This is a genomic window from Delftia tsuruhatensis, from assembly GCF_903815225.1.
In the GTDB taxonomy this organism is placed as follows: Bacteria; Pseudomonadota; Gammaproteobacteria; order Burkholderiales; family Burkholderiaceae_C; genus Comamonas; species Comamonas tsuruhatensis_A.
The window spans coordinates 1523135-1547061 of record NZ_LR813084.1; the positions used below are offsets into that span (position 1 = coordinate 1523135).

Below are 23927 nucleotides of genomic sequence, written 5' to 3' on the forward strand. Positions count from 1 at the left end.
ATTGATCATGAATGACGATCTGATGAAGCGCGAACAGTTGTCGGCACTGGCTGATGGAGAGCTCGGCAGCGCAGAACTGCAGGCCGTGCTGGCCTATGCGGAAAGCGATGCAGGCCAGCAGGAGTGGCGCATGTACCACCTCGTGGGAGACGTGCTGCGCTCGCCCGAGCTGGCACATCACAGCCGGCATGACCTGCTTTCCGGCATCCGGGCCCAACTGGCCGAGGAGCCGCGTCGACCCCTGGTGGCCGTGGCGGCGCAACAACTGGAGCAGGTGGCCAGGCCGGCCCAGGACCGTGCCGTGGCCAATGGCGCCCCGATGCGCGACGCAGCCAATGCGTCGGTGTTCCGTTGGAAGATGGCCGCAGGCTTTGCTTCCGTGGCGGCAGTGGCGGCCATCGGCTGGAGCGTGATGCTGGGCACGCCTGCCGGTTCGGGCCTGCAGCAGGGACGGGCGCTGGCCTCTCTGGACTCCGGATCAGCCACTCCCGTGGCCGCGGTCGGCAGTCCCCAGGACTTCCCGCTGGATGCCACGGCGCAGTCCTCCTCCGTGGTGGCCGTGGCCGGCCCCTATGGCCAGAGCGTGATGCTGCGCGATCCCCGTCTGGATGCGCTGCTGGCATCGCATCCGCAGTACAGCGGTCCGGCCACGCTGCAGATGCCGGCCAGCTTTCTGCGCAACGCCAATTTCGCCTCCGCGCCGCGCGCCTCGCAGCGCTGATTCGCGGCTCGGGGTATTGCCGCCTCGGATCTTTTTTTGCACCCGTGTCCTGCCTTCTGGCGTTGAAATTGGACACGGGTGCAGTCATTTGTGCGCAAGCCAGCGGTCGTGCCGTGCCACACCGATGCTGCAGACCGGGAACTTACCGTGACTTTCAGGCTTCTGAGCCATCGTCTGGCCGTTGGGCGCCGGGACTGCGCCAGAATGAGTGCTTGTCCACGAGGCGGACCGGCGCTGAGCCTTTGAACAAACCACCCGGGCGGTTTCTGCCCGAGGCAATGCAATGATCGAGAAGGAAAGGATGACCATGACCACCATTCGATGGAAGACGCTGCAGTCCTGCGCGCTGGCTGGCGTGCTTGCGCTGGCTGCTGGCGGCGCGGGTGCGCTGCTGCCAGTGGGTACGGCCCATGCGCAAAGCGGCGCCATGGTGCGGGGACTGCCGGATTTCACCGACCTGGTGGAGCAGGTGGGGCCATCCGTGGTCAACATCCGGACGCTGGAGAAGGTGTCTGCCAATTCCGCCGAGGCGCTGGGCATGGATGAGGACATGCTCGAGTTCTTTCGCCGCTTCGGCCTGCCTGTGCCCAATGTGCCGCGCCAGCGCCCCCAGCCGCGTTCCCAGCCCGAGGAGGAGCAACCACGCGGAGTGGGTTCGGGCTTCATCCTGACGGCCGATGGCTACGTGATGACCAATGCCCATGTGGTCGAGGGCGCCGATGAGGTCATCGTGACGCTGACCGACAAGCGCGAATTCAAGGCCAAGATCGTGGGCAGCGACAAGCGCACCGATGTGGCCGTGGTGAAGATCGAGGCGAGCGGCCTGCCAGCCGTGAAGATAGGCGACGTGAACCGCCTCAAGGTCGGCGAATGGGTGATGGCCATCGGCTCGCCTTTCGGTCTCGACAATTCCGTCACGGCCGGCATCGTGAGCGCCAAGCAGCGTGACACGGGAGACTACCTGCCCTTCATCCAGACCGACGTGGCCATCAACCCCGGCAACTCGGGCGGCCCGCTGCTGAACATGCGCGGCGAGGTCGTGGGCATCAACAGCCAGATCTATTCGCGCTCGGGCGGCTTCATGGGCATCAGCTTCGCTATCCCGATCGACGAGGCCGTGCGCGTCAGCGACCAGCTGCGCGCCACGGGCAAGGTCACACGCGGCCGTATCGGGGTGCAGATCGGCCCGGTCAGCAAGGAAGTTGCGGAATCCATCGGCCTGGGCAAGGCACAAGGGGCGCAGGTCTCTGCCGTGGAGGCGGATTCGCCTGCCGCCAGGGCGGGGGTCGAGCCCGGTGACGTGATCATCAAGTTCGACGGCAAGGCCATCGACAAGGTGGCCGACCTGCCGCGTCTGGTGGGCAACACCAAGCCCGGCACACGTAGCACCATCACGGTGTTCCGCCGTGGCGCCGCCAAGGATCTGACCATGGTGATCGCCGAGGTCGAGCCCGATGGCGCGCCACAGGCCAAGGCTGCTGGCAAGAGCAGTACGCTGGTGTCGCAGCCTCTGGGGCTGACCTTGGGCGAGCTGACCGATGCGCAGAAAAAGGAACTCGGCATCAAGGGTGGCGTGCGCGTGGTGGCGGCCGTGGATGCAGCCGCGCGTGCCGGTCTGCGCGAAGGCGATGTGATCCTGCAACTGGCCAACATCGAAGTCACCGGGCTCAAGAGCTTCGAGGCGGCCCTGGCCAAGGCGGACAAGACCAAGCCCGTGAACCTGCTGGTGCGGCGCGGTGAATGGGCCCAGTATGTGCTGATCCGCCCGGCTCGTTGAGGCAGCAATGCCGTGCTTTTCCCGGATCCTCGGGAATACCCTCGGAATCCGGGCCGCAGGCCACCCATGCCCCTTGGGGCATTGGGTAAAATGCCTCACCAAAGCGTGACGGCCCAAGGCGTCAGAAACTGTTTTCCATCGGGAGGTGTTGCAGTGCAAAAGCACTGCTCGATCCGGTGGCTGACGGGCGAGAAATGGCTTGCCCAGTCTGTTGATAAACTGTTGATAAATAATTGTGACAGATCAAGCCAGGAGCTTTGCAGGCCTTGTCAGGGCTTGGTTTGCGGCCCTTTTTGCCTACAATAAAGTCCCAACTATCGCAGTTGCCAGAGATTGTTGGTTCGGGGCGCGTCGTTCATGGACGCGCCCTTTTTTCTTGCGCGCCGGCCCTGTCGTTTTCCACTTCACTAGCAGTCCTTCTCGTTGATGAACCACATCAGAAATTTTTCCATCATTGCGCACATTGACCATGGCAAGTCGACGCTGGCCGACCGCCTGATCCAGCGTTGCGGGGGCCTGGCCGAGCGCGACATGGAGGCCCAGGTGCTGGACTCGATGGACATCGAGAAAGAGCGCGGCATCACCATCAAGGCGCAGACTGCCGCCTTGCAATACAAGGCCAAGGATGGTCAGGTCTACAACCTCAACCTGATCGACACACCCGGCCATGTGGACTTCTCGTATGAAGTCTCGCGCTCGCTGTCCGCCTGCGAAGGCGCGCTGCTGGTGGTCGATGCCTCGCAGGGCGTGGAAGCCCAGACCGTGGCCAACTGCTACACCGCGCTGGACCTGGGCGTGGAGGTGATGGCCGTGCTCAACAAGATGGACCTGCCTCAGGCCGATCCGGACAATGCCAAGGCCGAGATCGAGGACGTGATCGGCATCGACGCCAGCGACGCCATTCCCTGCTCGGCCAAGACGGGCATGGGCATCGACGAGATCCTGGAGGCCGTGGTCGCCAAGGTGCCGCCGCCCAAGGGCGACCCGGGCGGTCCGCTGCGCGCGATGATCATCGACAGCTGGTTCGACACCTACGTGGGCGTCGTGATGCTGGTGCGGGTCGTGGACGGCGAGCTCAAGAAGGGCGAGCGCTTCAAGATGATGGCCACGGGCGCGGCCTACGAGGCCAACAACCTGGGTGTCTTCACGCCGGCCGATGTGCCGCGCGATGCGCTGCGCGCGGGCGAGGTGGGCTACATCATCGCGGGCATCAAGGAGCTCAAGGCCGCCAAGGTGGGCGACACCATCACGCTGGAAAAGAAGCTGCCCAACAATCTGGGCCCGGCCAGCGAGGCGCTGCCCGGCTTCAAGGAGATCAAGCCCCAGGTGTTCGCAGGCCTGTATCCGACCGAGGCCAGCGAGTACGACCAGTTGCGCGATGCGCTGGAGAAGCTGCAGCTCAACGATTCGTCGCTGCAGTTCGAGCCGGAAGTGTCCCAGGCGCTGGGCTTCGGCTTCCGCTGCGGCTTCCTGGGACTGCTGCACATGGAGATCGTGCAGGAACGCCTGGAGCGCGAGTTCGACCAGGACCTGATCACCACGGCGCCCAGCGTGGTCTACGAAGTCGTCAAGGGCGATGGCGAGGTGATCCAGGTCGAGAACCCCTCCAAGATGCCCGAGGCCGGCCGCATCCAGGAGGTGCGCGAGCCCATCGTGACCGTGCACCTGTACATGCCCCAGGACTATGTGGGCCCGGTGATGACGCTGGCCAACCAGAAGCGCGGCGTCCAGATCAACATGCAGTACCACGGCCGTCAGGTGATGCTCACCTATGAGATGCCGCTGGGCGAGATCGTGCTGGACTTCTTCGACAAGCTCAAGTCGGTCTCGCGCGGCTATGCCTCCATGGACTACGAGTTCAAGGAGTACCGCGCCTCCGATGTGGTGAAGGTGGACATCCTGCTCAACGGCGAGAAGGTCGATGCGCTGTCCATCATCGTGCACCGCTCCCAGGCCACGTTCCGCGGCCGCGCCGTGGTGTCCAAGATGCGCGAGATCATCAGCCGCCAGATGTTCGACGTGGCCATCCAGGCCGCGATCGGTGCCAACATCATCGCGCGCGAAACCGTCAAGGCCATGCGCAAGAACGTGCTGGCCAAGTGCTATGGCGGTGACATCACCCGCAAGCGCAAGCTGCTGGAAAAGCAGAAGGCCGGCAAGAAGCGGATGAAGCAGATCGGGTCGGTGGAAGTGCCCCAGGAAGCCTTCCTGGCCATCTTGCAAGTGGAGGATTGATGCAAGCCATGCAATGGATTACGGCCGCCGTGCTGGCGGCATTCGTGGGCTACATCGGCGCCTGGTACACAGGGGTCATCGAAGGCAACTTCGCGCTGCTGCTGTTCCTGGCCACCGTGGTCACCGGGGTGTACTGGGCTGCCGAGCGCCTCTACTTCCTGCCGGGCCGCCGCCGCGCTGCCCAGGCGCTGGAGCAGGCCGCCGTGGCGCGCCGCGCGGAGCTCGACCGCATGGGCATCGCCAAGACCGATATCGAGGTATCGGACGAGGCCAAGGGCCGCATCCTCATGCAGCCATGGTGGCTGGACTGGACTGCGGGCCTGTTCCCCGTGATCGCCATCGTCTTCGTGCTGCGCTCCTTCCTGTTCGAGCCGTTCAAGATCCCGTCGGGCTCCATGATCCCGACGCTGCTGGTGGGGGACCTGATCCTGGTGAACAAGTTCACCTACGGCCTGCGCCTTCCCGTGGTCAATACCAAGCTGACCGAAGGCACGCCCCTGCAGCGTGGCGATGTGGTGGTCTTTCGCTACCCGCCGCAGCCCAGCCTGGACTACATCAAGCGCGTGGTGGGGCTGCCCGGCGACGAAGTGGCCTATCTGAACAAGCGCCTGACCATCAACGGCAAGCCGGTGGCGACCACCGAGCTGCCGGACTTCTTCGACAAGGACGCGATGCGCTACTTCAAGCAGTACGAGGAGACGCTGGGCGACAAGCCGCACCGCATGATCGTGAACCAGGATGTCCCCGCCTTCGTGCAAGGGGCCAGCGGCTTCGAATTCCGGGACAATTGCCGCTATAGCGTCGAGGGGGTCACCTGCAAGGTGCCTGAAGGGCAGTATTTCATGATGGGCGACAACCGGGATAATTCGCTCGATTCCCGCTACTGGGGCTTCGTGCCCGACAGGAACATTGTCGGCAAGGCCTTCTTCGTGTGGATGAACTTCGGGGATATCAAGCGCATCGGCAGCTTCCATTGATCAGATGCATGCCTGCGGCCGGAATTTGCGCAGGCATGCGCGAGGGACTCGCATCGGAGGAGGAAAAAGCATGTTGACATCCAGCAATCGGCGTTCGCGCCAGCGCGGCCTGTCCTTTCTGGGATTGGTGTTTTTCGTGGCCCTGGCCGTGGCCGTGGTGGCCGTCGGCGCACAATCCGTTCCCGTCTTCCTGGAATACCAGGCCATCACCAAGGCGGCCAACAAGGCTGCGCGCGAGGGTAATTCCGTGGCCGAGGTGAAGGCCAGTTTCAATCGATCTGCGGCCATTGACGATTTCACTTCTGTCACGGCCGATGGCCTGGAGGTGACCAAGATCAATGACCGTGTAGCCGTGGGCTTCGAATATTCGCGCGAGATCCATCTCGTGGGCCCGGCGTATCTGACCTATCGTTTTAAGAAGCAGACCCAATAGGTGCCTCCCCTACTGAATGCGCTGCAGCAGCGGCTGCAGCACCAATTCGCCGAGCCTGCGCTGCTCCAGCGTGCCATCACGCACCGCAGCTTCTCGGCAGACAACAACGAGCGCCTGGAGTTTCTGGGTGACTCGGTGCTCAATCTTGCCATTTCCAGCCTGCTCTACCAGCGGCTCAGCTCCCTGCCCGAAGGCGACCTCTCGCGGGTGCGTGCCAATCTCGTCAAGGAAGGCACGCTGCACCAGATCGCGTTGAAGCTGCTGCTGCCCGATCTGCTTCGTCTGGGCGAGGGCGAGTCCAAATCCGGCGGCAAGCAGCGTCCCTCCATCCTGGCCGATGCGGTCGAGGCCCTGATCGGCGCCGTCTATCTGGATGCCGGCTACGCTGCGGGCGAAAAGGTGGTCCATCATCTTTTCCAGGGTGTGGACATCAACCCCCACATGCGCGCGGCACAAAAGGATGCGAAGACGGCCTTGCAGGAGTGGCTGCAGGGACAACGCATGAAACTGCCGCAGTACGAGGTGGTGGCCACCACGGGCGCAGCCCATCGCCAGACCTTCGAGGTGGCCTGCGAGATTGCGCAGCTGCAGCTCCAGGCCCGGGGAACGGGCGCCTCCCGCAGGGCGGCCGAGCAGGCAGCAGCTGCCGCCATGCTGGAACTACTGAAAGCAAGACACCCATGAACCAAGACAAGTCCCCGGCGCCGGCACAGACCGCCGCTGAACTCGAAGCCCTGCTGGCTGCGGCCAAACCGGGTGCCGGCACTGCGCGTTCGGCCTCGGCACCGGCTGAAGGCGAGGCTCCCGAGGTGCCGGCGGGCCCGCAGCGCTGCGGCCTGATCGCCATCGTCGGCAAGCCCAACGTCGGCAAGTCCACGCTGATGAATGCGCTGGTGGGCCAGAAGATCAGCATTACCTCGCGCAAGGCGCAGACCACGCGCCATCGCATCACGGGTATCCGTTCACGCGCGGCCACGCAGTTCGTCTTCGTCGACACGCCTGGCTTTCAGACCAAGCACAGCACGGCGCTCAACAAGTCCCTCAACAAGACGGTGATGGGCGCCATCGGCGATGTGGACCTGATCCTGTTCGTCGTCGAGGCGGGCCAGTTCACGCTGGCCGATGCCAAGGTACTGTCCTTGTTCAAGCCCGGAATTCCGACACTGCTGATCGCCAACAAGCTCGATACCGTGGGCCGCCGCGCCGAGATCGCTCCCTGGCTCAAGGGCATGCAGGAGCGCCATCCGTTCGCGGAATTCGTTCCCATGTCGGCCAAGAACAAGGGCGACATCGAGCGCCTGTTCGGCATCTGCGAGAAATACCTGCCCGAGCAGCCCTGGATGTACGCCGAGGACGAGCTGACGGACCGCAGCGAGCGCTTCCTGGCCTCCGAAACCGTGCGCGAGAAACTGTTCCGCTTCACGGGCGACGAACTGCCCTATACCTCCACGGTGGTGATCGACAAGTTCGAGGAAGAGGCCAGCAAGCAGCACAAGCGCTTCATCCGCGTGGCGGCCACCATCGTCGTCGAGCGCGATGGCCACAAGGCCATGGTCATCGGGGAGAAGGGCGAGCGCCTCAAGCGCATCAGTACCGAGGCCCGCCAGGAGCTGGAGAAGCTCATGGATGCCAAGGTCTTCCTGGAAGTCTGGGTCAAGGTACGATCCGGCTGGGCCGATGACGAGGCCCGCGTGCGCTCCTTCGGCTACGAGTGAACCGACTCATCCTGCTCGCCCGCAACCATGGCTAGCGCCAAACGTGTCTCGGAGGAGCCGGCCTTCGTGCTGCACAGCTATGACTGGAGCGAGTCCAGCCTGATCCTCGAGGTCTTCACGCGGCACCGGGGGCGCGTGGCGCTGGCGGCCAAGGGGGTCAAGCGCCCGACCTCGAACTTCCGCCCGGTGCTGCTGCCACTGCAGCCGCTGCGCCTGAGCTACACCCTGGGCGGTGAGGGCAATGCCGAGATCCACACCCTCAAGGGGGCCGAGTGGGTGGGGGGGCATGTCATGCCCCAGGGGGATGCCCTGCTGTCCGGCCTGTACCTCAACGAGCTGTTGATGCGGCTGCTGGCGCGCGACGATCCCTATGCGGCCCTGTTCGATATCTATGCCGGCGTGGTCCGCGTGCTGGCGGGCCAGCATGGCGATGCCATCGAGCCCGTGCTGCGCACCTTCGAGCTGCTGCTGCTGCGTGAGCTGGGCCATCTGCCGGCCCTGAGCGAGGAAAGCGCGACGCTGGCACCACTGGCCGCGGGCCGCTGCTATGCGCTGGTGGCGGAGGGGGGGCTGCGGCCTGCACTCCAGGGCGAGCGCGCCGTGCTGGACGCGCAGCAATGGCTGGCCCTGGAGGATGCACTGCAGGCCCGCCAGGCCTTCAACGCCACGCTGCATGTGGCGGCCCGCCCCGAGCTGGCGCTGGCCCTCAAGCCCCAGTTGAGGGCCCTGCTGCAATACCATTGCGGCAGTCCCATGCTGCGCACCCGCCAGTTGATGATGGATCTGCAATCCCTATGAATCCTCCCCATGCTTCCCAGCGCACGGCGCTGTCGGTCAATGTCAACAAGGTTGCGCTGCTGCGCAATACGCGCCATCTGGGCATTCCCAGCGTGACGCGCGCCGCCAGGATCTGCCTGGAGGCGGGTGCCCAGGGCATCACCATCCACCCGCGTCCCGACCAGCGCCATATCCGCGGCGAGGACGTGTACGAGTTGCAGACGCTGATGGCACAGTGGCCGCAGGCCGAGTTCAACATCGAGGGCAACCCGACGCAGAACCTGATGGACTTCATCCGCGACACGCGCCCGCACCAGGCGACCTTCGTGCCCGACAGCGAGGACCAGTTCACCAGCGACCATGGCTGGAATTTTCCTCAGGATGCCGAGCGCCTGAAGCCTTTGATCGACGAGTGCCGCCAGCTCGGCGTGCGGGTGAGCCTGTTCATGGATCCGGTGCCCGGACAGATGGCTGCGGCGCGTGCCGTGGGCGCTGACCGGGTCGAGCTGTATACCGAGCCCTATGCGGCGGCCTGGGGTACGCACGCACAGGAAGCCCAGTTGCAGGCCTATGCCGCGGCCGCCCGGGCGGCGCTCGATGCCGGCCTGGGCATCAACGCCGGGCATGACCTGAACCGCGACAACCTCGCCGCCTTCGTGGCGCGCGTGCCAGGCCTGCTGGAAGTCTCGATCGGCCACGCGCTGATCGCCGATGCGCTGGAACTGGGCTATGCCGAGACGGTGCGTGCCTACCAGCAATGCATCGACCAGGGCATGCAGCAGCGCCAGGGCGCCTGAAACCACTGCGCGAGAGAGCGTCATGATCTATGGCATAGGCACCGACATCTGCGATGTGCGCCGCATCCGCGCCAGCCTGGAACGCCACGGCGACCGCTTCGCCGAGAAGGTGCTGGCCGAGGGCGAGCTGGCCACCTGGCGCGCGCGGCGGGCACGCTGGCCCGAGCGCGGCATCCGTTTCGTGGCCACGCGCTTCTCGGCCAAGGAGGCTTTTTCCAAGGCCATCGGTATGGGCATGGTCATGCCCATGACCTGGCGCAGCTGCGAGGTCGTGAAGCTGCCCAGCGGCCAGCCCAGCATCGTGCTGCACGGCGCGCTCAAGCTGTGGTTCGAAGAGCGCAGGCTCCAGGTCCATCTGTCCGTGACCGACGAAAGCGACTATGCAGCGAGCTTTTGCGTGGTCGAAACCCGAGAGACTTCCCATGACTGAACACGCCCCCCTGATCATCGACATCGCCGGCACGCGGCTGGCCGATGCGGACCGCCGTCGCCTGGCTCATCCGCTGGTCGGTGGCATCATCCTTTTCGCGCGCAACTGGCAAGACCGGGAACAACTGGTGCAGCTGTGCGCCGACATCAAGGCCGTCAAGGCCGATCTGCTGATCTGCGTGGACCATGAGGGCGGGCGCGTGCAGCGTTTCCGTACGGACGGCTTCACCCATCTGCCCGCACTGCGCGCCTTCGGCCAGATGTGGATGGACGACGGCAAGGGCAGACAGCAACGGGAGGGCAGCGGCGCCCTGGCGGCCATGAATGCGGCCACGGCGGCCGGCTACGTGCTGGGCAGCGAGTTGCGCGCCTGCGGCGTGGATTTCAGCTTCACGCCCGTGCTCGATCTGGACCATGGCGCCAGCAGCGTCATCGGCGACCGCAGCTTCCACCGCGATCCGCGCGTGGTGGCGGCGCTGGCCAGGAGCCTGATGCATGGCCTGCTGCAGGCCGGCCTGGGCAACTGCGGCAAGCATTTCCCGGGCCATGGCTTCGTCAAGGCCGACTCGCATGTCGACATCCCTGTCGACGGGCGCAGCCTCGGCGCCATTCTCGGGGAGGATGCCGCGCCCTACCCCTGGCTGTCCAGCGTGCTCACGGCCGTGATGCCCGCCCATGTGGTCTATCCCAAGGTGGACAAGCGCCCGGCCGGGTTCTCGGCCAGGTGGCTCAAGGACATCCTGCGCGGCCGCCTGCGCTATGACGGCGCCATCTTCAGCGACGACCTGAGCATGGAGGGGGCGCGCCGCATCGATGGGCGCGTCATCGGCTACACCGAGGCAGCCCTGGTCGCGCTCGATGCGGGCTGCGACATGGTGCTGCTGTGCAACCAGAGCCTGGGCCTGGGCGAGCATGTGGACGAGTTGCTGGCAGGCATGCAGGAAGCCGCGCGCACAGGCCGCTGGCAGCCAGATGCCGACAGCGAATCCCGTCGCCTGGCCCTGCTGCCGCAGACCATGCCCCAGCCCTGGGACGATCTCATGCGCCAGCCCGCCTATCTGCAGGCTCTGGACCTGCTGCCCTGAGTCAGGGCCACCCAATGAGAAGCCGCCCACCAGGGCGGCTTTTTCTTTGGGCGTGGAAGATTGCATGCAATGTAGATTGCATGGAAATTACCTGCGTACATTGCCGGGAATTTGTATGGAGTAGCATGCATGCAGAAATAGATTGCATGTCTTTTTGTGTGCATGTATTTCAGAATTTCCCGAAATTTCAGCAACAAGACAAATCATGCCCAGCCTGCCTGACATCAGTGCACTGGACCTTGCCCGGGTGCAGTTCGCCTTCACGGTGTCCTTTCACATCGTGTTCCCCGCCATCTCCATCGGCCTGGCGTCGTTCCTGGCCGTGCTGGAGGGCCTGTGGCTGACCACGGGGCGCACGGTCTACAAGGATCTTTTTCACTACTGGATCAAGTTTTTCTCGCTGTGCTTCGGCATGGGCGTGGTCTCGGGTCTGGTCATGGCCTACCAGTTCGGCACCAACTGGAGCGGCTTTTCCAACTTCGCGGGCAGCGTCACCGGCCCCCTGCTGACCTACGAGGTGCTGACGGCCTTCTTCCTGGAGGCCGGTTTCCTGGGCGTGATGCTCTTCGGCTGGAACAAGGTGGGCCCGCGCCTGCATTTTTTCGCGACGCTGATGGTGGCCCTGGGCACGCTGATCTCGGCCACCTGGATCCTGGCCTCCAACAGCTGGATGCAGACGCCCGCGGGCTACGAGGTCGTCGATGGCAGAGTGATGCCCACGGACTGGCTGGCCATCGTCTTCAATCCTTCCTTCCCCTACCGGCTGGTGCACATGGTCATCGCGGCCTTTCTGTCCACGGCGCTCATCGTGGGCGCCACGGGTGCCTGGCATCTGCTGAAGGGGCGGGGAACGCCCGCCGTGCGCCGCATGACGTCGATGGCGCTGTGGATGGTCCTGGCCGCGGCCCCCTTGCAGGCCCTGGTGGGCGACCAGCACGGCCTGAACACACTGGAGCACCAGCCCGCGAAGCTGGCGGCCATCGAAGGCCACTGGGAGCATCCCAAGCCCGGCGAAGGCGTGTCGCTGGTGCTGTTCGGCCTGCCGGACCAGCAGGCGCAGACCAATCGCCACACACTGGAGATTCCGCGCCTGGGCAGTCTGCTGCTCACGCACAGCTGGGATGGCGAGATTCCCGCGCTCAAGGACTATCCGCCCGAGGACCTGCCCCATGTGGCGACCGTGTTCTGGTCGTTCCGCGTCATGGTGGGCCTGGGCGTGCTGATGATCACCATGGGGCTGTGGGGACTGTGGCTGCGCTCGCGTCGCGGTCTGTATGCAGCCCCCTGGTTCCAGCGTTTCTGCGTGGCCATGGGGCCGTCGGGCCTGGTGGCCCTGCTGGCCGGCTGGTTCGTCACCGAGACCGGCCGCCAGCCCTGGGTGGTCTACGGCGTGATGCGCACGGCCCAGGGCGTGTCCAGCCACGACGTCTCGCATCTGGCCGTGTCCCTGGCCGCTCTGGTCGTGGTCTACCTGCTGGTCTTCGGCACGGGCACCTGGATGGGCCTGCAGATGCTGGCCACGCCGCCCCATGAGGGCGAGATGCCGGCCGAAGGTGGCCCGGGCGAGCCCAACCAGCCCATGCGTCCGATCTCGGGCTCCCATCCGGCCCCCGCAGGCCGACACTGAATCATCAAAAGAGGAATCCCATGGGAATCGACATGTCTGTGATCTGGGCCGGCATCATCGTGCTTGGCGTCTTCATGTATGTGGTGATGGATGGCTTCGACCTGGGGGTCGGCATGCTGTTTCCGTTCTTCCCCGACCGCCATGACCGCGATGTGATGATGAACACCATCGCTCCCGTCTGGGACGGCAACGAGACCTGGCTGGTGCTGGGCGGCGCCGGGCTCATGGCGGCCTTCCCCGTCGTGTACTCGGCTGTGCTGAGCGCGCTGTACCTGCCCATCATGCTGATGCTGATCGGGCTGATCCTGCGTGGCGTGGCCTTCGAGTTCCGCTTCAAGGCCAGCAATGGCCGGCGCCACATCTGGGACAAGGCCTTTGCCGGCGGCTCGCTGCTGGCCACGGCCATGCAGGGCGTGACGCTGGGCGCGGTGCTGGGGGGATTCGAGCTGCGCGACGGTGTCTTCGCGGGCGGCGCCTTCGACTGGCTCACGCCATTCAGCCTGTTCACGGGCCTGGGCCTGGTGGCCGCCTATGTGCTGCTGGGCAGTACCTGGCTGGTGATGAAGACCGAGGGCGTGCTGCAGCAGCGGCTGCGCGGCACGGCGCGCGACTGCACGGTGCTGATGGCGCTGGCCATCGCCATCGTGAGTGTGTGGACGCCGCTGTTGCATGCCGGCATTGCCGAGCGCTGGTTCCATTCCCGGGCCTTCTACTGGTTCCTTCCCGTGCCCTTGCTGGTGGCAGGCTGCCTGGCGCTGCTGTGGCGTGCACTGGGCAGCAGGCGGCGCAATGGCAGCCCCTTCGCGCTGGCGCTGGCGCTGGTCTTTCTGGGCTACACGGGTCTGGTGATCAGTCTGATGCCCGTCATCCTGCCTCCCTCGCTGACCATCTGGCAGGCCGCCGCGCCGCAGTCCAGCCAGGGCTTCGCGCTGGTGGGCGCGCTGTTCATCCTTCCCGTCATCCTGGGCTATACCGCATGGAGCTACTACGTGTTCCGCGGCAAGGTCCGCCATGGCGAGGCCTATCACTGATGAGCGGCGACCGCACGCGCAAGGCGGTGCGCCAGCTGGGCTGGCTGGCGCTGATCTGGTGCTCCAGCGTGGGAACGCTGCTGGTGGCGGCCTGGCTGATGCGCCAGTTGATGGCCTGGGGCGGGATGGTGTCCTAGTTCGGACTCAGACCACGGCCCGTGCGCGCGTGCTGCGTGCTGCGCCCGAATGCCACAGGCGGGCCACGCTCTCCAGCGTGGTGCGCAGCTGCGCAATGCCGGCAGCGGCGCCCAGTGACAGGCGCACCGCCTCGGGGCCCTGGCCATCCACGGCAAAGGCCTGCGCCGGCGCGACCGCGATACCGCGCTCCTGCAAGGCGTGCATGAACAGCTGCTGCGTCCAGTGGGGCGGCAGGGGCAGCCAGGCATGCAGTCCCTGGGCGTCGGCCTGCGCCTGTGGCAGCAGCTCGCGTGCCGCCGCCTGGCGCAGGCGGGCTTCGCGCTGCACCTCGCCCACCATGCGCCGGGCCTGTCCGCTGGCCATCCACTGCGCGGCCAGGCCGGCCAGCAAAGGCGAGCAGCCCATGCCCGTGGCACGCAGGCAGTCCTGCACCTCGTCGGCCGCTGCCTGGTCGGGCGCGAGGACGAACGCCATGCGCAGGCTGGGCCAGATCGTCTTGGACAGCGATGCCACGTAGAAGCTGCGCACACCGCCGGTCCAGTGCGTCAGCGGCGCCGGGGCATCGGTCAGCAGAGGGCGGTAGGGATCATCCTCGATGAGCGTCAACTGTCGTTCGCGGAGCACGGCAGCGATGGCCTGCCGCCTTGCTGTGGGCATGGTGCGCGTGGTCGGGTTGTGCAGCGTGGGGTTCAGATAGAGCAACCGTGCATTCACGCCGTCGAGCGCCGCCTGCAGCGCATCGGGCCGCATGCCGGCATCGTCGCCTTGCACCGGCACGATGCGCAGCCTCAGGCTGCGCGCGGCCAGCAGGAAGCCAGGGTAGGTCAATGGGTCGCAAAGCACGGCATCGTCCTGGCGGCAGGATCGCATCAGGATGGCACACAGCGCGGCCTGCGTGCCGGCGGCCAGCAGCAGGGGCTGTTGCAGCGTCTGCGCACCCAGCGCGGGACGCAGCCAATCGCGGCCAGCGTCCAGCACCTGGTCGGCAATGGCGGCTGGTTCGTAGGAGGACAGGTCACAGGCGCCATGGGCCTGCAGCAAGGCATCCAGGCCCTGGCGCAGCAGCGCATCCAATCCGCCATGCGTGGGGGGAACGTTCATTCCCAGGTCGGCCACGGCGCTGTCCTCGCGCGCCGCCGTGGGCCGGGCCACGAAGGAGCCGCGACCCGTGGTGGCGCTGATCCAGCCCTGCTGGCGGGCATGGGCATAGGCGCGGGTGACCGTGGTCAGGTCCACGCCCAGCCGGCTGGCCAGCGCACGCTGCGTGGGAATCTGGTCACCGGGGCGCAACGTGCCGGCTTCGATGGCGCGCCCGATCATGCGCGCTATCTGAAGATAGCGCGGGCCGTTGCCCGCGCGCAGCGGGACGATCCAGGGGGCGGAGGACATGTCCGCACTGGCGCCTTGTTCCGAGGGGGAGTTCACCATGTCTGTGTTTTCGTGTGGTTTCGATGGCGCGTGTCGATTGGCCGAATCTGCCCACAATCTGCGAGCAATATGTGGTGCCGCCTCATTGTATGGATGTGCCGGACACATGCTCTTGTCCCGGCCGGGGGCTGGCATGATGGCTGTCTTGCTTCACAGGAGAGTTTCCCGATGCGCGTTGGCGTGCTGACCGGGGGTGGCGACTGCCCCGGCCTGAATGCGGTGATCCGTGCGGTCACGAAGTCCCTGATCAACCACGGCCAGTGCGAGGTGCTGGGCATCGCGGATGGCTTCGAGGGGCTGATGCTCGAGCCGCCGGGTGTCAAGCCGTTGGGTTGGGACGAGGTGTCGGGCATCCTGCATGTGGGCGGCACCATCCTGGGCACCAGCAACAGCGCCAATCCCCTGCGCGACGCGGCCACGCTCGAACAGGTGGGGCGCAATGTCCGGGCACTGGGTCTGGACGTGGTGGTTGCCATCGGCGGCGACGGCACCATGAGCCTGGCCCATGGCCTGGCCGAACAGGTGGGACTGACCTGCGTGGGCGTTCCCAAGACCATAGACAACGACATCGCGAATTGCGAGCGCAGCTTCGGCTTCGACACGGCCGTGGCCACGGCCACCGAGGCACTGCGCCGCATCGAGAGCACGGCCAACAGCCATCATCGCGTGATGATCGTCGAGACCATGGGGCGCCATGCGGGATGGCTGGCGCTGGAGGCCGGCATCGCAGGTGCGGCTGACATCATCCTGCTGCCCGAGATCGACTACGAGCTGCAGGCCATCGTGGACTTCTGCCGCAGGCGCGAGCAGCGCCAGCGCTACACCATCATCTGCATCGGCGAAGGTGCCAAGGAAGGCGGCGCCAGTCTCACCGTGCGCGAGCGCATCGCGCAAAGCCCCGATCCGGTGCGGCTGGGCGGCGTGGGCCATGTGCTGCGCGAGCGCCTCCAGCCCCACCTCAAGAGCGAAGTGCGCACCACGGTGCTGGGCCATGTGCAGCGCGGCGGCGACCCGACTCCATTCGACCGGGTGCTGGCCACGCAGTACGGCCACCATGCGGCGCAACTGGTGCTGACGGGACGTTTTGGCCGCATGGTCACGCTGCAGGGTGGCCAGATCGGCAGCGTGGAAATCTCCCGCGTGGCCAATACCCAGCGCACGGTGCCGCTGGACCACGGACTCCTGACCATGGCGCGCGACATAGGCATTTGCCTGGGAAAGAATGCGGCATGACGCAGACTGTGCCCGGCAACGCGTGGCACCACACGTGGATGCAGACCTGGCGAGCGCTGGGGGTGTCGGCGCCCGCCCCGCCGCTGGCCCAACTGCTGCAAAGCTACAGCGAGCCCAGTCGTCGCTACCACACGCTGCAGCACCTGGCCGAGGCCATGGAACTGCTGCAGCCGGCGCTGCCCCTGGCAGAGCATCCCGGCGAGCTGGGGCTGGCCCTGTGGTTCCATGACGCCATCTACGACGCCCAGGCCAAGGACAACGAGGCGCGCAGCGCCAGCTGGGCTGCGGCCGTGGTGCGGGAGCAGGGCCTGTCCGCCGATGTGGCAGGACGCGTGCACGGGCTGGTCATGGCGACCTGCCATGCCGCGCGGCCGGCAGGCCGGGACGCCGAATTGCTGGTGGATGCGGACCTGGGCATTCTGGCGGCCGACCCCTTGCGCTTTGCGGAGTACGAAGTGCAGGTGCGGGCCGAGTACGAGTGGGTTCCCCTGCCGCTGTACCGTGCCAGGCGCCGCGAGGTACTGCAGGGTTTCATGCGGCGTGAGGCCATCTACTGCACGGACTGGTTCCGCCAACGGCTGGAGGCACGGGCGCGAAGCAATCTCGCGCAGGCGCTGGATCTGTAGGCAGCGCCTGCATCGGCACCCTATGATCGGGGGCTGCTGCGGGCCGCGCAGGCCTGCCTTTCTCCATTTCCTATCTTGCCCAGGACGCGCAGATGACCACCCTCGGAACCCCTTACTCCCCCCACGCCACCAAAGTCATGCTGCTGGGCAGCGGAGAGCTCGGCAAGGAAGTGCTGATCGCGCTGCAGCGCCTGGGTGTGGAGACGATTGCCGTGGACCGCTACGAGAATGCGCCCGGCCAGCAGGTGGCGCACCATGCGCGCACCATCACCATGAGCGATCCGGCCCAGCTCAAGGCCCTGATCGAAGCGGAAAGGCCCGACCTGGTGGTTCCCGAGATCGAGGCCATCGCCACGCCCATGCTGGAGGAGCTGGAGGCCGCCGGCGTGGTCACCGTGATCCCCACGGCCCGCGCGGCGCGCCTGACCATGGACCGTGAAGGCATACGCCGCCTGGCGGCAGAGACGCTGGGACTGCCCACCAGCCCCTACCGTTTCTGTGATTCGCAGCAGGAACTGCAGGCCGCCATCGATGGCACGGATGGCAGGCCCGCCATCGGCTTTCCCTGCGTGGTCAAGCCCGTGATGAGCAGCTCCGGCAAGGGGCAGAGCAAGCTTGACGGCCCCGGTGACGTTGCCAAGGCTTGGGAATATGCCATGGCAGGCGGCCGTGTGAGCCATGGCCGTGTCATCGTCGAGGGCTTCATCGACTTCGACTACGAGATCACCCAGTTGACGGTGCGCGCCAAGGGCGCGGATGGACAGGTGCAAACGCACTTCTGCGATCCTGTGGGCCATGTCCAGCAGTCCGGCGATTATGTGGAGAGCTGGCAGCCGCACCCCATGCACCCGGTGGCGCTGCAAAAGTCGCGCGATATCGCCAAGGCCGTGACCGATGACCTGGGCGGCCTGGGCCTGTTCGGTGTGGAGCTGTTCGTCAAGGGCGAACAGGTGTGGTTCAGCGAGGTCTCGCCCCGGCCGCACGACACGGGCCTGGTCACGCTGGCCACCCAGTGGCAAAGCGAGTTCGAACTGCATGCGCGTGCCATCCTGGGCCTGCCCGTCGATGCCTCGTTGCGCAACCCCGGTGCCAGCGCCGTGATCTATGGCGCCCAGGATGCCGAGGGGCTGGTATTTGATGGCGTGGAAGAGGCCCTGGCCGTGCCTGGCACGGATCTGCGGCTGTTCGGCAAGCCGGAGAGCTTCGTCAAGCGCCGCATGGGCGTGGCGCTGGCCCGCGCCCAGGACGTGGAGCAGGCCCGCGCCCGGGCCAAGCTGGCGGCAGGCAAGGTCAGGCCTCGCAAGCCCTGAGGCGCTGTTCAATGACAAAACCGCCGTACCGTTGCCGGACGGCGGTTTTTCCATGGGGAAATGGGTCAGTTGGTGGCGTGCGTGGCTGGCAGCGAGGCCTGGGCGTCATGTGGCGTGGTCAGGCGCATGGCGCACGCTTCCTCGCTGGGGCTGGCATGTTCGCCATCGGCGCCCAGGCCGCCTTTCCAGCGCCTGACCACGCGCTGGAAGATCAGTGAATTGGGGATCTGCAGCAGGTTGGGTGCGCCGTCGGGGGCATTCGCATCCTGCAAGGTGGTGTAGAGCATGTTGATGTCGATCACACGGCCTTTGGCCCCGGGCTTTTCTGCCGTGTCCAGCACTTCGATGTAGTCACCCAGGCGGAAAGGTCCGACGACCACGATGAGCACGGCGCAAAACAGGTTGGACAGCACGCTCCAGGCCGCGAAGAAGGCCACGGCGCCCACGGTGGCGAAGCCCGTGAAGGCCGTCCACAGCACGGTGGCCGAGACGCCCAGGCGCTCGAGCACCAGGGGCACCGTGGCGGCAATCAGGATCCAGCGGAACACTCCGCGCAGCGGCACCAGCAACTCGGGCGGCAGGCCGTAGTGGCGACCCGCGCGCACGATCAGGCGGCGCACGAGGCGATTGAGCAGCCAGGCTGCGAAGATGATCAGCAGGATCTGGGCACCGGGAACGATGAACTCCAGCCATTCCTGCATCCAGGCAGGCAGGTGCGCTTGAAAACGTCGCATAACTTCGAACATTCAGGAAACGGGAATCGGCATGCAGGGGCCGCGTGCGCGACCGGGGTGCCAGGGGCCATCAGCCTGCGATCGTAAGCGCTGGCGCAAGGCCCGGTGGTCAGCTGCGGCGCTGCTCCACCGTGTCCATCTGCATCTCGAAGCTGAAGAAGCGGTCGCGTCCCTGGGCCTTGGCGGCATACAGGGCCTGGTCGGCGCGCATGAGCATGGCTTCGGCACTGGTGTATTCGTCGGGAATGCAGGTGGTGATGCCACCCGACAGCGTCAGGCCCGCACCTTCGGGCGCATCGGGGTGGCGTATGCGCAGCACGCGCAGCATCTGTCCCACGGCGCGTGCGAAGGTCATGGCGCCCGAGCGCGGCGTGCGCGGCAGGATCAGCGCGAATTCCTCGCCGCCATAGCGTGCCGCCACATCGCGCGGACGCACGCAGACCTCGCGCAGCAGCCGTCCCACCTGCTTGAGGCACTCGTCGCCATGCACATGGCCGTAGGTGTCGTTGTAACGCTTGAAGTGGTCCAGGTCGCAGAGCATCAGCGTCAGCGGCTGTCCTTCCCTGCGTGCCGAGGCGAGCTCGGCATGCAGGATGCGGTCGAAGCCGCGCCGGTTGACCAGACCCGTCAACTGGTCGAGCTCGACCATCTCGTTGAGCTTCTGGTTGGCCTCGTGCAGCTCGGCTGAAAGCGACACCAGGCGGCGGCGCATGTCCAGCAGACGGCGCATGGCGCGCAGCTTGGCCACGAGCACGATGGGCTTGACGGGTTTGACCAGGTAGTCGTCGCCGCCGGCTTCGATGCCACGCCACACGTCCAGGTCATTGTCCAGACCGGACAGGAAGATGATGGGCGTCCATTCACCGGGCTCGGCTTCGCGCAGCTGGCGCGCGACCCAGTAGCCGTCCTCGCCGGGCAGGCGGATGTCCAGCAGCACCAGGTCGGGGCGCTGCTCGCGGAACAGTGCCAGGGCGCTGATGCCGTCGGCTGCCTCCAGCACGCGTGTCACGCCTGCGTGCAGCAATTCGCTGACCAGGCTGGTACGCACCGATGCCTGGTCTTCCACGACCAGCACGCAAAAGGGCGAGGACTCGTCCGTCGGCTTGGCGAAGCGTGCTCCCGTGGGCTCGATGGCGGGGGAGTCGGCGCTTTCGGCGGGCAGGGGTGATGGGGGGGCAGTCATGGCCTTCATGGTTGCGAGACCAGGCGTGGAACAAGGACCCGCGCGGGGCGCGGCATGGGGGTGGCGCCAGTGTAAGTCGGGCGCAGCATCCGTGTGCCGATGATTGTCGCCCCAAGCCTGCGCCTAGGCCAGTGGCAGGTTGGAGCGGGCCTGGCTGGCCTCGTCATGCCACTGCACGAAGGCTTCGGCGGCCGTGCAGATCCGAGTGTCGCCCAGCTGTTGCATCAGCCGGCAGGCGGCAAAGCCTTTGGCCTTTTCGTCATAGGCGAGTGCCCACTGCCTTCTTTCTTCCAACGTGGAAGGAGAGGCCGGCCAGCGGCGCAGCGTGGTGGACAGGCCGGTCAGGCCCATGCGCCAGGGCTTGCCCGAAACCCGTGCACGAAAGCACTGCTGGCGTTCACAGAGCAGGGCGTACAGCGGATCCACCTGAAGGGCATCGAACAATTGCTCCACCGCCGGGTCGTCGGCGGCGAAGTCGGCATGCGTGACGATGACGCGCAGCCCGTTGGGCGTCTCGTAGACGCGCAGGCCCCAGTCGGGGTGGCTGTCATGGAAGGCCTGCACGCGTTCCATGGCCCGTGCGGGCGCAGGGTCCGAGGCCGCGCGCCTGCGCGCCTGGCGTGTCTCCCACCAGCGCTGCACGCGCCGCGTGAGCAGGAACAGGAGCAGCACGACCAGCGCCGTGCCCACCATTCTCGACAGGCTCTTGTGTGGGGCCAGTTGTGCCAGCCAGGTCGCCGCCAGCGCCAGCAGCACTAGTGTCACGGCGGGAAAGCGCAGGGCCCGGGGCGGTTGCGGAAGGTCGACGTCGGCAATGGCCACACGGGCCGTGTTCAGGCAGTGGGCCCCGTAGCTGTTGCGTGTCATGACCGTGTCGTCGCGCCGCTGCAGAACCTCCTCGCGGATGGGCGTGGTGAAGCCGTCGAGTGCGTACTCGTTCTTCCATTCCATGCGGGGCTCGCCGGGCGGCAGCGCCGCATTGCGGGCTGCCTCCAGGGCCTGGCGCGCCCGTGCGTCGGCGTGGGCCTGGGCGGCTTCCTGGCTGGTGTCCGACCATCCCCAGCGCTGGATGGTGATGCCGTGGGTGGGGCGGCTTTCATGCCGCAGACGCGCCTGCGCCCAGTAGGTGGGAATGTGCATGGCGAGCCAGTATAGGGAAAAGCCGCCTGGGCCCCAAGGGGCGCAGGCGGCTCGGGCAGCTGTCGGCCTTGACGGCCTTACTGTTCGCGGCGCAGCGCGGGGAACAGGATCACGTCGCGGATGCTGGCGCTGTCCGTCAGCAGCATCATCAGGCGGTCGATGCCGATGCCGCAGCCGCCCGTGGGGGGCATGCCGTACTCGAGGGCTCGCACGAAGTCGTGGTCGAAGTACATGGCCTCGTCGTCACCGCCATCCTTGGCCTGGACCTGGGCATTGAAGCGCGCGGCCTGGTCTTCTGCATCGTTGAGTTCGGAGAAGCCGTTGCCGAACTCGCGGCCCGTGATGTACAGCTCGAAGCGCTCGGTGACCTCGGGGCGTTCGTCATTGGCGCGTGCCAGCGGCGAGATCTCGGTCGGATGCTCCATGATGAAGGTCGGCTGCCACAGCTTTTCCTCGACCACTTCCTCGAAATACAGCACCTGCAGGCCGGCCAGGGTGCGCGTGGACAGGCGGTCCTTTTCCTCGTTCATGCCCAGCTTGCGCAGGGCATTGGTCAGCCATTCGCGGTCGGCGACCTTGTCGCCGGCCTCGGTGTACTTGACGATGGCCTCGGGGATGGTCAGGCGCTGGAAGGGCTGGGCCAGGTCCACGGGCTTGCCGCCATAGGTCAGCTGCAGCGTGCCCACGGCCTTCTGGGCGGCGTCGCGCACCAGGGCCTCGGTGTAGTCCATCAGGTCGCGGTAGTTCCAGTAGGCCGCGTAGAACTCCATCATGGTGAACTCGGGGTTGTGGCGCACCGAGATACCTTCGTTGCGGAAGTTGCGGTTGATCTCGAACACGCGCTCGAAGCCGCCGACCACGAGGCGCTTGAGGTACAGCTCGGGCGCGATGCGCAGGTACATCTCCTGGTCCAGCGCATTATGGTGCGTCACGAAGGGCTTGGCATTGGCGCCGCCGGGGATGGGGTGCAGCATGGGGGTCTCGACCTCCAGGAATCCGTTGTCCACCATGAACTCACGGATGCCCGAGACGGCCTTGCTGCGTGCGATGAAGCGGCGGCGCGCCTGCTCGTCCATCATCAGGTCCACGTAGCGCTGGCGGACCTTCTGCTCCAGGTCGGCCATGCCATGGAACTTGTCGGGCATGGGGCGCAGGCTCTTGGTGAGCAGGCGCAGCGTCTGCACCTTGACCGACAGCTCGCCGGTCTTGGTCTTCATCAGCGTGCCTTCGGCGCCCAGGATGTCGCCCAGGTCCCAGCGCTTGAAGGCCGCGTAGACCTCCTCGCCCACCGTGTCGCGCGTGATGTAAAGCTGGATGCGGCCATGCGTGGGGCCCAGCGAACCGTCCTGGATGGTGGCGAAGCTGGCCTTGCCCATGACGCGCTTGAGCATCATGCGCCCGCCCAGGCTGACCTGCACGGCCTCGGCGTCGAGCTGTTCGGCGCTCTTGTCCGCATGGGCCCGCTGCAGGGCCTCGGCGCGGTCAGCGGGCTTGAAGTCGTTGGGGAAGACCACGCCGCCTTGTTCGCGCAGGGCCTTGAGTTTTTCGCGGCGCTCGGCGATCAGTTGGTTTTCGTCCTGGGGAGCGGTCTGGTCCGCCGCGGATGGGGTGTTGTGTTCGGTCATGAGGGTGAGCGCCGGCGCAGGACGCCGATGGGCCGGGGAAACCGGGGAAAGCCGGGAAAAACGCCAGGTGAAAGGGGCTGGAGGCTGGACTGCCGCCGGCAATGCCGACGCCAAGCCCCGCATCTGGTTGGCTGAATCGGAGATTTTAAGATTTTTGTCGCCCCTGCGGGGCATGGTGTCGTCAATGTGCCGTACCGTGCCGCGGTATCACGCCGCTGTTGTTTCAATCCGTCGGGGCCTGGCCGATGCCGCTGCGCTCGAGCACATCCGAGACGAGCTCCAGCCGGACCAGGGGGCTGTCCAGTGCCATCAACTGCTGCTTGAGGGGCAGGGGCAGGGGCAGCAGCTCGGTCCAGCGATTGGCCACCCATCCGCAATCGGCCATCTGATCCGCGCTGGGAAGCTGCGCGTGGTCCGCATCCGTGGAACGCGCATGCAATTGCATCAGCACCTGGGCCAGGGCCTGGGCCGTGGCACGCAGGTGCCCGGGAATGGCGACCACGGCATCGGCAGGCAGCATCTGCACATCGGCCACCCACAGGCCATAGGGCAGCTGGCGGTGCTGCTGCATGCGAAAGCGCTGCGTTCCCTCGCATTGCAGGTGCAACAGGCCCGGCTGAGGCTGCTGCACATGGACGATCCGGGCCAGCGTGCCCACGGCATGCAGTTGCTCCGTGGCGGCACCGGCCTTGCGCACCTCGCTGCCGGATTGCAGCGCGACGATACCGAAGGGGGCTCCAGTGCGCTCGCACTTGCGGACCATGTCGAGATAGCGGACTTCGAAGACACGCAGGCTCAGCAGGCCTTGGGGGAAGAGTACGCTGCCCAGGGGAAACAGAGGCAGGGAGTGCAGTACGGTTGGAGCGGTCATGTGGCGGGCTGGATGCGGCGGCTATCATCCCATGC

23 protein-coding genes are annotated in these 23927 nt (G+C 66.2%); 17 read left to right on the top strand and 6 right to left on the bottom strand.

Features of this window, described 5'->3' with window-relative positions:
• Window positions 1-7 precede the first annotated feature (7 nt).
• The 14 genes from L1Z78_RS06875 (at window position 8) to L1Z78_RS06940 (ending at window position 13741) form a co-directional block, all read left to right on the top strand.
• Entirely contained in the window at window positions 8-721 is a 714-nt protein-coding gene (locus tag L1Z78_RS06875; protein WP_234640798.1) for a sigma-E factor negative regulatory protein, read from the top strand.
• Between the two features lie 307 nt (window positions 722-1028).
• Window positions 1029-2498, top strand: a complete 1470-nt coding sequence (locus L1Z78_RS06880; RefSeq protein WP_234640799.1) for a DegQ family serine endoprotease — start codon at window positions 1029-1031, stop codon at window positions 2496-2498.
• A gap of 426 nt (window positions 2499-2924) precedes the next feature.
• Window positions 2925-4733: a translation elongation factor 4 gene (gene lepA, locus L1Z78_RS06885; RefSeq protein WP_234640800.1), complete on the top strand. Its 1809-nt coding sequence runs from the start codon at window positions 2925-2927 to the stop codon at window positions 4731-4733.
• The gene (gene lepB / locus L1Z78_RS06890; protein ID WP_234640801.1) at window positions 4733-5710 is read left to right on the top strand and encodes a signal peptidase I; all 978 of its coding nucleotides are present in this window, start codon (window positions 4733-4735) and stop codon (window positions 5708-5710) included. Before lepA ends, lepB begins: the two co-directional genes overlap by 1 nt.
• Window positions 5711-5780: 70 nt before the next feature.
• A complete protein-coding gene (locus tag L1Z78_RS06895; RefSeq protein WP_234640802.1) occupies window positions 5781-6143 on the top strand; it encodes a DUF4845 domain-containing protein in 363 nt (120 codons plus the stop codon).
• Complete coding sequence (gene rnc / locus L1Z78_RS06900) at window positions 6144-6827, top strand: ribonuclease III (protein WP_234640803.1); 684 nt, start codon at window positions 6144-6146, stop codon at window positions 6825-6827.
• A complete protein-coding gene (era, locus tag L1Z78_RS06905) occupies window positions 6824-7858 on the top strand; it encodes a GTPase Era (RefSeq protein WP_234640804.1) in 1035 nt (344 codons plus the stop codon). Before rnc ends, era begins: the two co-directional genes overlap by 4 nt.
• A 27-nt stretch (window positions 7859-7885) precedes the next feature.
• The gene (gene recO / locus L1Z78_RS06910) at window positions 7886-8656 is read left to right on the top strand and encodes a DNA repair protein RecO (RefSeq protein WP_234640805.1); all 771 of its coding nucleotides are present in this window, start codon (window positions 7886-7888) and stop codon (window positions 8654-8656) included.
• Window positions 8653-9432, top strand: coding sequence for a pyridoxine 5'-phosphate synthase (locus L1Z78_RS06915; protein WP_234640806.1), 780 nt, complete (start codon window positions 8653-8655; stop codon window positions 9430-9432). The genes recO and L1Z78_RS06915 overlap by 4 nt, the downstream gene beginning before the upstream one ends.
• A gap of 22 nt (window positions 9433-9454) precedes the next feature.
• Window positions 9455-9862 carry a holo-ACP synthase gene (gene acpS, locus L1Z78_RS06920; RefSeq protein WP_234640807.1) on the top strand — a complete coding sequence of 136 codons (408 nt, stop codon included), beginning with the start codon at window positions 9455-9457 and terminating at the stop codon, window positions 9860-9862.
• Window positions 9855-10946: a beta-N-acetylhexosaminidase gene (gene nagZ / locus L1Z78_RS06925; RefSeq protein WP_234640808.1), complete on the top strand. Its 1092-nt coding sequence runs from the start codon at window positions 9855-9857 to the stop codon at window positions 10944-10946. Before acpS ends, nagZ begins: the two co-directional genes overlap by 8 nt.
• Before the next feature lie 205 nt (window positions 10947-11151).
• Window positions 11152-12573 carry a cytochrome ubiquinol oxidase subunit I gene (locus tag L1Z78_RS06930; RefSeq protein WP_275444442.1) on the top strand — a complete coding sequence of 474 codons (1422 nt, stop codon included), beginning with the start codon at window positions 11152-11154 and terminating at the stop codon, window positions 12571-12573.
• Between the two features lie 20 nt (window positions 12574-12593).
• Window positions 12594-13604: a cytochrome d ubiquinol oxidase subunit II gene (cydB, locus tag L1Z78_RS06935; protein WP_234640809.1), complete on the top strand. Its 1011-nt coding sequence runs from the start codon at window positions 12594-12596 to the stop codon at window positions 13602-13604.
• Complete coding sequence (locus L1Z78_RS06940) at window positions 13604-13741, top strand: DUF2474 domain-containing protein (RefSeq protein ID WP_234640810.1); 138 nt, start codon at window positions 13604-13606, stop codon at window positions 13739-13741. The genes cydB and L1Z78_RS06940 overlap by 1 nt, the downstream gene beginning before the upstream one ends.
• A 7-nt stretch (window positions 13742-13748) precedes the next feature.
• Here L1Z78_RS06940 and L1Z78_RS06945 read toward each other — a convergent pair whose 3' ends face one another.
• Window positions 13749-15170: a PLP-dependent aminotransferase family protein gene (locus L1Z78_RS06945; RefSeq protein WP_234640811.1), complete on the bottom strand. Its 1422-nt coding sequence runs from the start codon at window positions 15168-15170 to the stop codon at window positions 13749-13751.
• Window positions 15171-15338: 168 nt separating this feature from the next.
• Between L1Z78_RS06945 and L1Z78_RS06950 the strand changes: the two genes are divergently transcribed.
• From L1Z78_RS06950 to purT, 3 genes are all read left to right on the top strand, one after another.
• Window positions 15339-16403, top strand: coding sequence for a 6-phosphofructokinase (locus L1Z78_RS06950; protein WP_234640812.1), 1065 nt, complete (start codon window positions 15339-15341; stop codon window positions 16401-16403).
• Window positions 16400-17029, top strand: coding sequence for an N-methyl-D-aspartate receptor NMDAR2C subunit (locus L1Z78_RS06955; protein WP_234640813.1), 630 nt, complete (start codon window positions 16400-16402; stop codon window positions 17027-17029). The genes L1Z78_RS06950 and L1Z78_RS06955 overlap by 4 nt, the downstream gene beginning before the upstream one ends.
• 92 nt (window positions 17030-17121) lie before the next feature.
• The gene (gene purT, locus L1Z78_RS06960) at window positions 17122-18339 is read left to right on the top strand and encodes a formate-dependent phosphoribosylglycinamide formyltransferase (RefSeq protein ID WP_234640814.1); all 1218 of its coding nucleotides are present in this window, start codon (window positions 17122-17124) and stop codon (window positions 18337-18339) included.
• Between the two features lie 65 nt (window positions 18340-18404).
• Here purT and L1Z78_RS06965 read toward each other — a convergent pair whose 3' ends face one another.
• From L1Z78_RS06965 to L1Z78_RS06985, 5 genes are all read right to left on the bottom strand, one after another.
• Complete coding sequence (locus tag L1Z78_RS06965) at window positions 18405-19073, bottom strand: mechanosensitive ion channel family protein (RefSeq protein WP_234640815.1); 669 nt, start codon at window positions 19071-19073, stop codon at window positions 18405-18407.
• A gap of 109 nt (window positions 19074-19182) precedes the next feature.
• Window positions 19183-20256 (bottom strand): diguanylate cyclase domain-containing protein, encoded by a 1074-nt coding sequence (locus L1Z78_RS06970; RefSeq protein WP_234640816.1) that lies wholly within the window; start codon window positions 20254-20256, stop codon window positions 19183-19185.
• Between the two features lie 123 nt (window positions 20257-20379).
• Window positions 20380-21396 carry a hypothetical protein gene (locus L1Z78_RS06975; protein WP_234640817.1) on the bottom strand — a complete coding sequence of 339 codons (1017 nt, stop codon included), beginning with the start codon at window positions 21394-21396 and terminating at the stop codon, window positions 20380-20382.
• Between the two features lie 77 nt (window positions 21397-21473).
• Window positions 21474-23021 (bottom strand): lysine--tRNA ligase, encoded by a 1548-nt coding sequence (gene lysS, locus L1Z78_RS06980; protein ID WP_234640818.1) that lies wholly within the window; start codon window positions 23019-23021, stop codon window positions 21474-21476.
• Window positions 23022-23244: 223 nt separating this feature from the next.
• Window positions 23245-23892: an LON peptidase substrate-binding domain-containing protein gene (locus tag L1Z78_RS06985; protein WP_234640819.1), complete on the bottom strand. Its 648-nt coding sequence runs from the start codon at window positions 23890-23892 to the stop codon at window positions 23245-23247.
• Window positions 23893-23927: the final 35 nt, after the last annotated feature.

Bases quoted from the DNA above. Each gene is read 5' to 3' on its own strand.
- L1Z78_RS06875 (WP_234640798.1), top strand. From the start codon at position 8: ATGAATGACGATCTGATGAAGCGCGAACAGTTGTCGGCACTGGCTGAT.
- L1Z78_RS06880 (WP_234640799.1), top strand. From the start codon at position 1,029: ATGACCACCATTCGATGGAAGACGCTGCAGTCCTGCGCGCTGGCTGGC.
- lepA (WP_234640800.1), top strand. From the start codon at position 2,925: ATGAACCACATCAGAAATTTTTCCATCATTGCGCACATTGACCATGGC.
- lepB (WP_234640801.1), top strand. From the start codon at position 4,733: ATGCAAGCCATGCAATGGATTACGGCCGCCGTGCTGGCGGCATTCGTG.
- L1Z78_RS06895 (WP_234640802.1), top strand. From the start codon at position 5,781: ATGTTGACATCCAGCAATCGGCGTTCGCGCCAGCGCGGCCTGTCCTTT.
- era (WP_234640804.1), top strand. From the start codon at position 6,824: ATGAACCAAGACAAGTCCCCGGCGCCGGCACAGACCGCCGCTGAACTC.
- recO (WP_234640805.1), top strand. From the start codon at position 7,886: ATGGCTAGCGCCAAACGTGTCTCGGAGGAGCCGGCCTTCGTGCTGCAC.
- L1Z78_RS06915 (WP_234640806.1), top strand. From the start codon at position 8,653: ATGAATCCTCCCCATGCTTCCCAGCGCACGGCGCTGTCGGTCAATGTC.
- acpS (WP_234640807.1), top strand. From the start codon at position 9,455: ATGATCTATGGCATAGGCACCGACATCTGCGATGTGCGCCGCATCCGC.
- nagZ (WP_234640808.1), top strand. From the start codon at position 9,855: ATGACTGAACACGCCCCCCTGATCATCGACATCGCCGGCACGCGGCTG.
- L1Z78_RS06930 (WP_275444442.1), top strand. From the start codon at position 11,152: ATGCCCAGCCTGCCTGACATCAGTGCACTGGACCTTGCCCGGGTGCAG.
- cydB (WP_234640809.1), top strand. From the start codon at position 12,594: ATGGGAATCGACATGTCTGTGATCTGGGCCGGCATCATCGTGCTTGGC.
- L1Z78_RS06940 (WP_234640810.1), top strand. From the start codon at position 13,604: ATGAGCGGCGACCGCACGCGCAAGGCGGTGCGCCAGCTGGGCTGGCTG.
- L1Z78_RS06945 (WP_234640811.1), bottom strand. From the start codon at position 15,170: ATGGTGAACTCCCCCTCGGAACAAGGCGCCAGTGCGGACATGTCCTCC.
- L1Z78_RS06950 (WP_234640812.1), top strand. From the start codon at position 15,339: ATGCGCGTTGGCGTGCTGACCGGGGGTGGCGACTGCCCCGGCCTGAAT.
- L1Z78_RS06955 (WP_234640813.1), top strand. From the start codon at position 16,400: ATGACGCAGACTGTGCCCGGCAACGCGTGGCACCACACGTGGATGCAG.
- purT (WP_234640814.1), top strand. From the start codon at position 17,122: ATGACCACCCTCGGAACCCCTTACTCCCCCCACGCCACCAAAGTCATG.
- L1Z78_RS06965 (WP_234640815.1), bottom strand. From the start codon at position 19,073: ATGCGACGTTTTCAAGCGCACCTGCCTGCCTGGATGCAGGAATGGCTG.
- L1Z78_RS06970 (WP_234640816.1), bottom strand. From the start codon at position 20,256: ATGACTGCCCCCCCATCACCCCTGCCCGCCGAAAGCGCCGACTCCCCC.
- L1Z78_RS06975 (WP_234640817.1), bottom strand. From the start codon at position 21,396: ATGCACATTCCCACCTACTGGGCGCAGGCGCGTCTGCGGCATGAAAGC.
- lysS (WP_234640818.1), bottom strand. From the start codon at position 23,021: ATGACCGAACACAACACCCCATCCGCGGCGGACCAGACCGCTCCCCAG.
- L1Z78_RS06985 (WP_234640819.1), bottom strand. From the start codon at position 23,892: ATGACCGCTCCAACCGTACTGCACTCCCTGCCTCTGTTTCCCCTGGGC.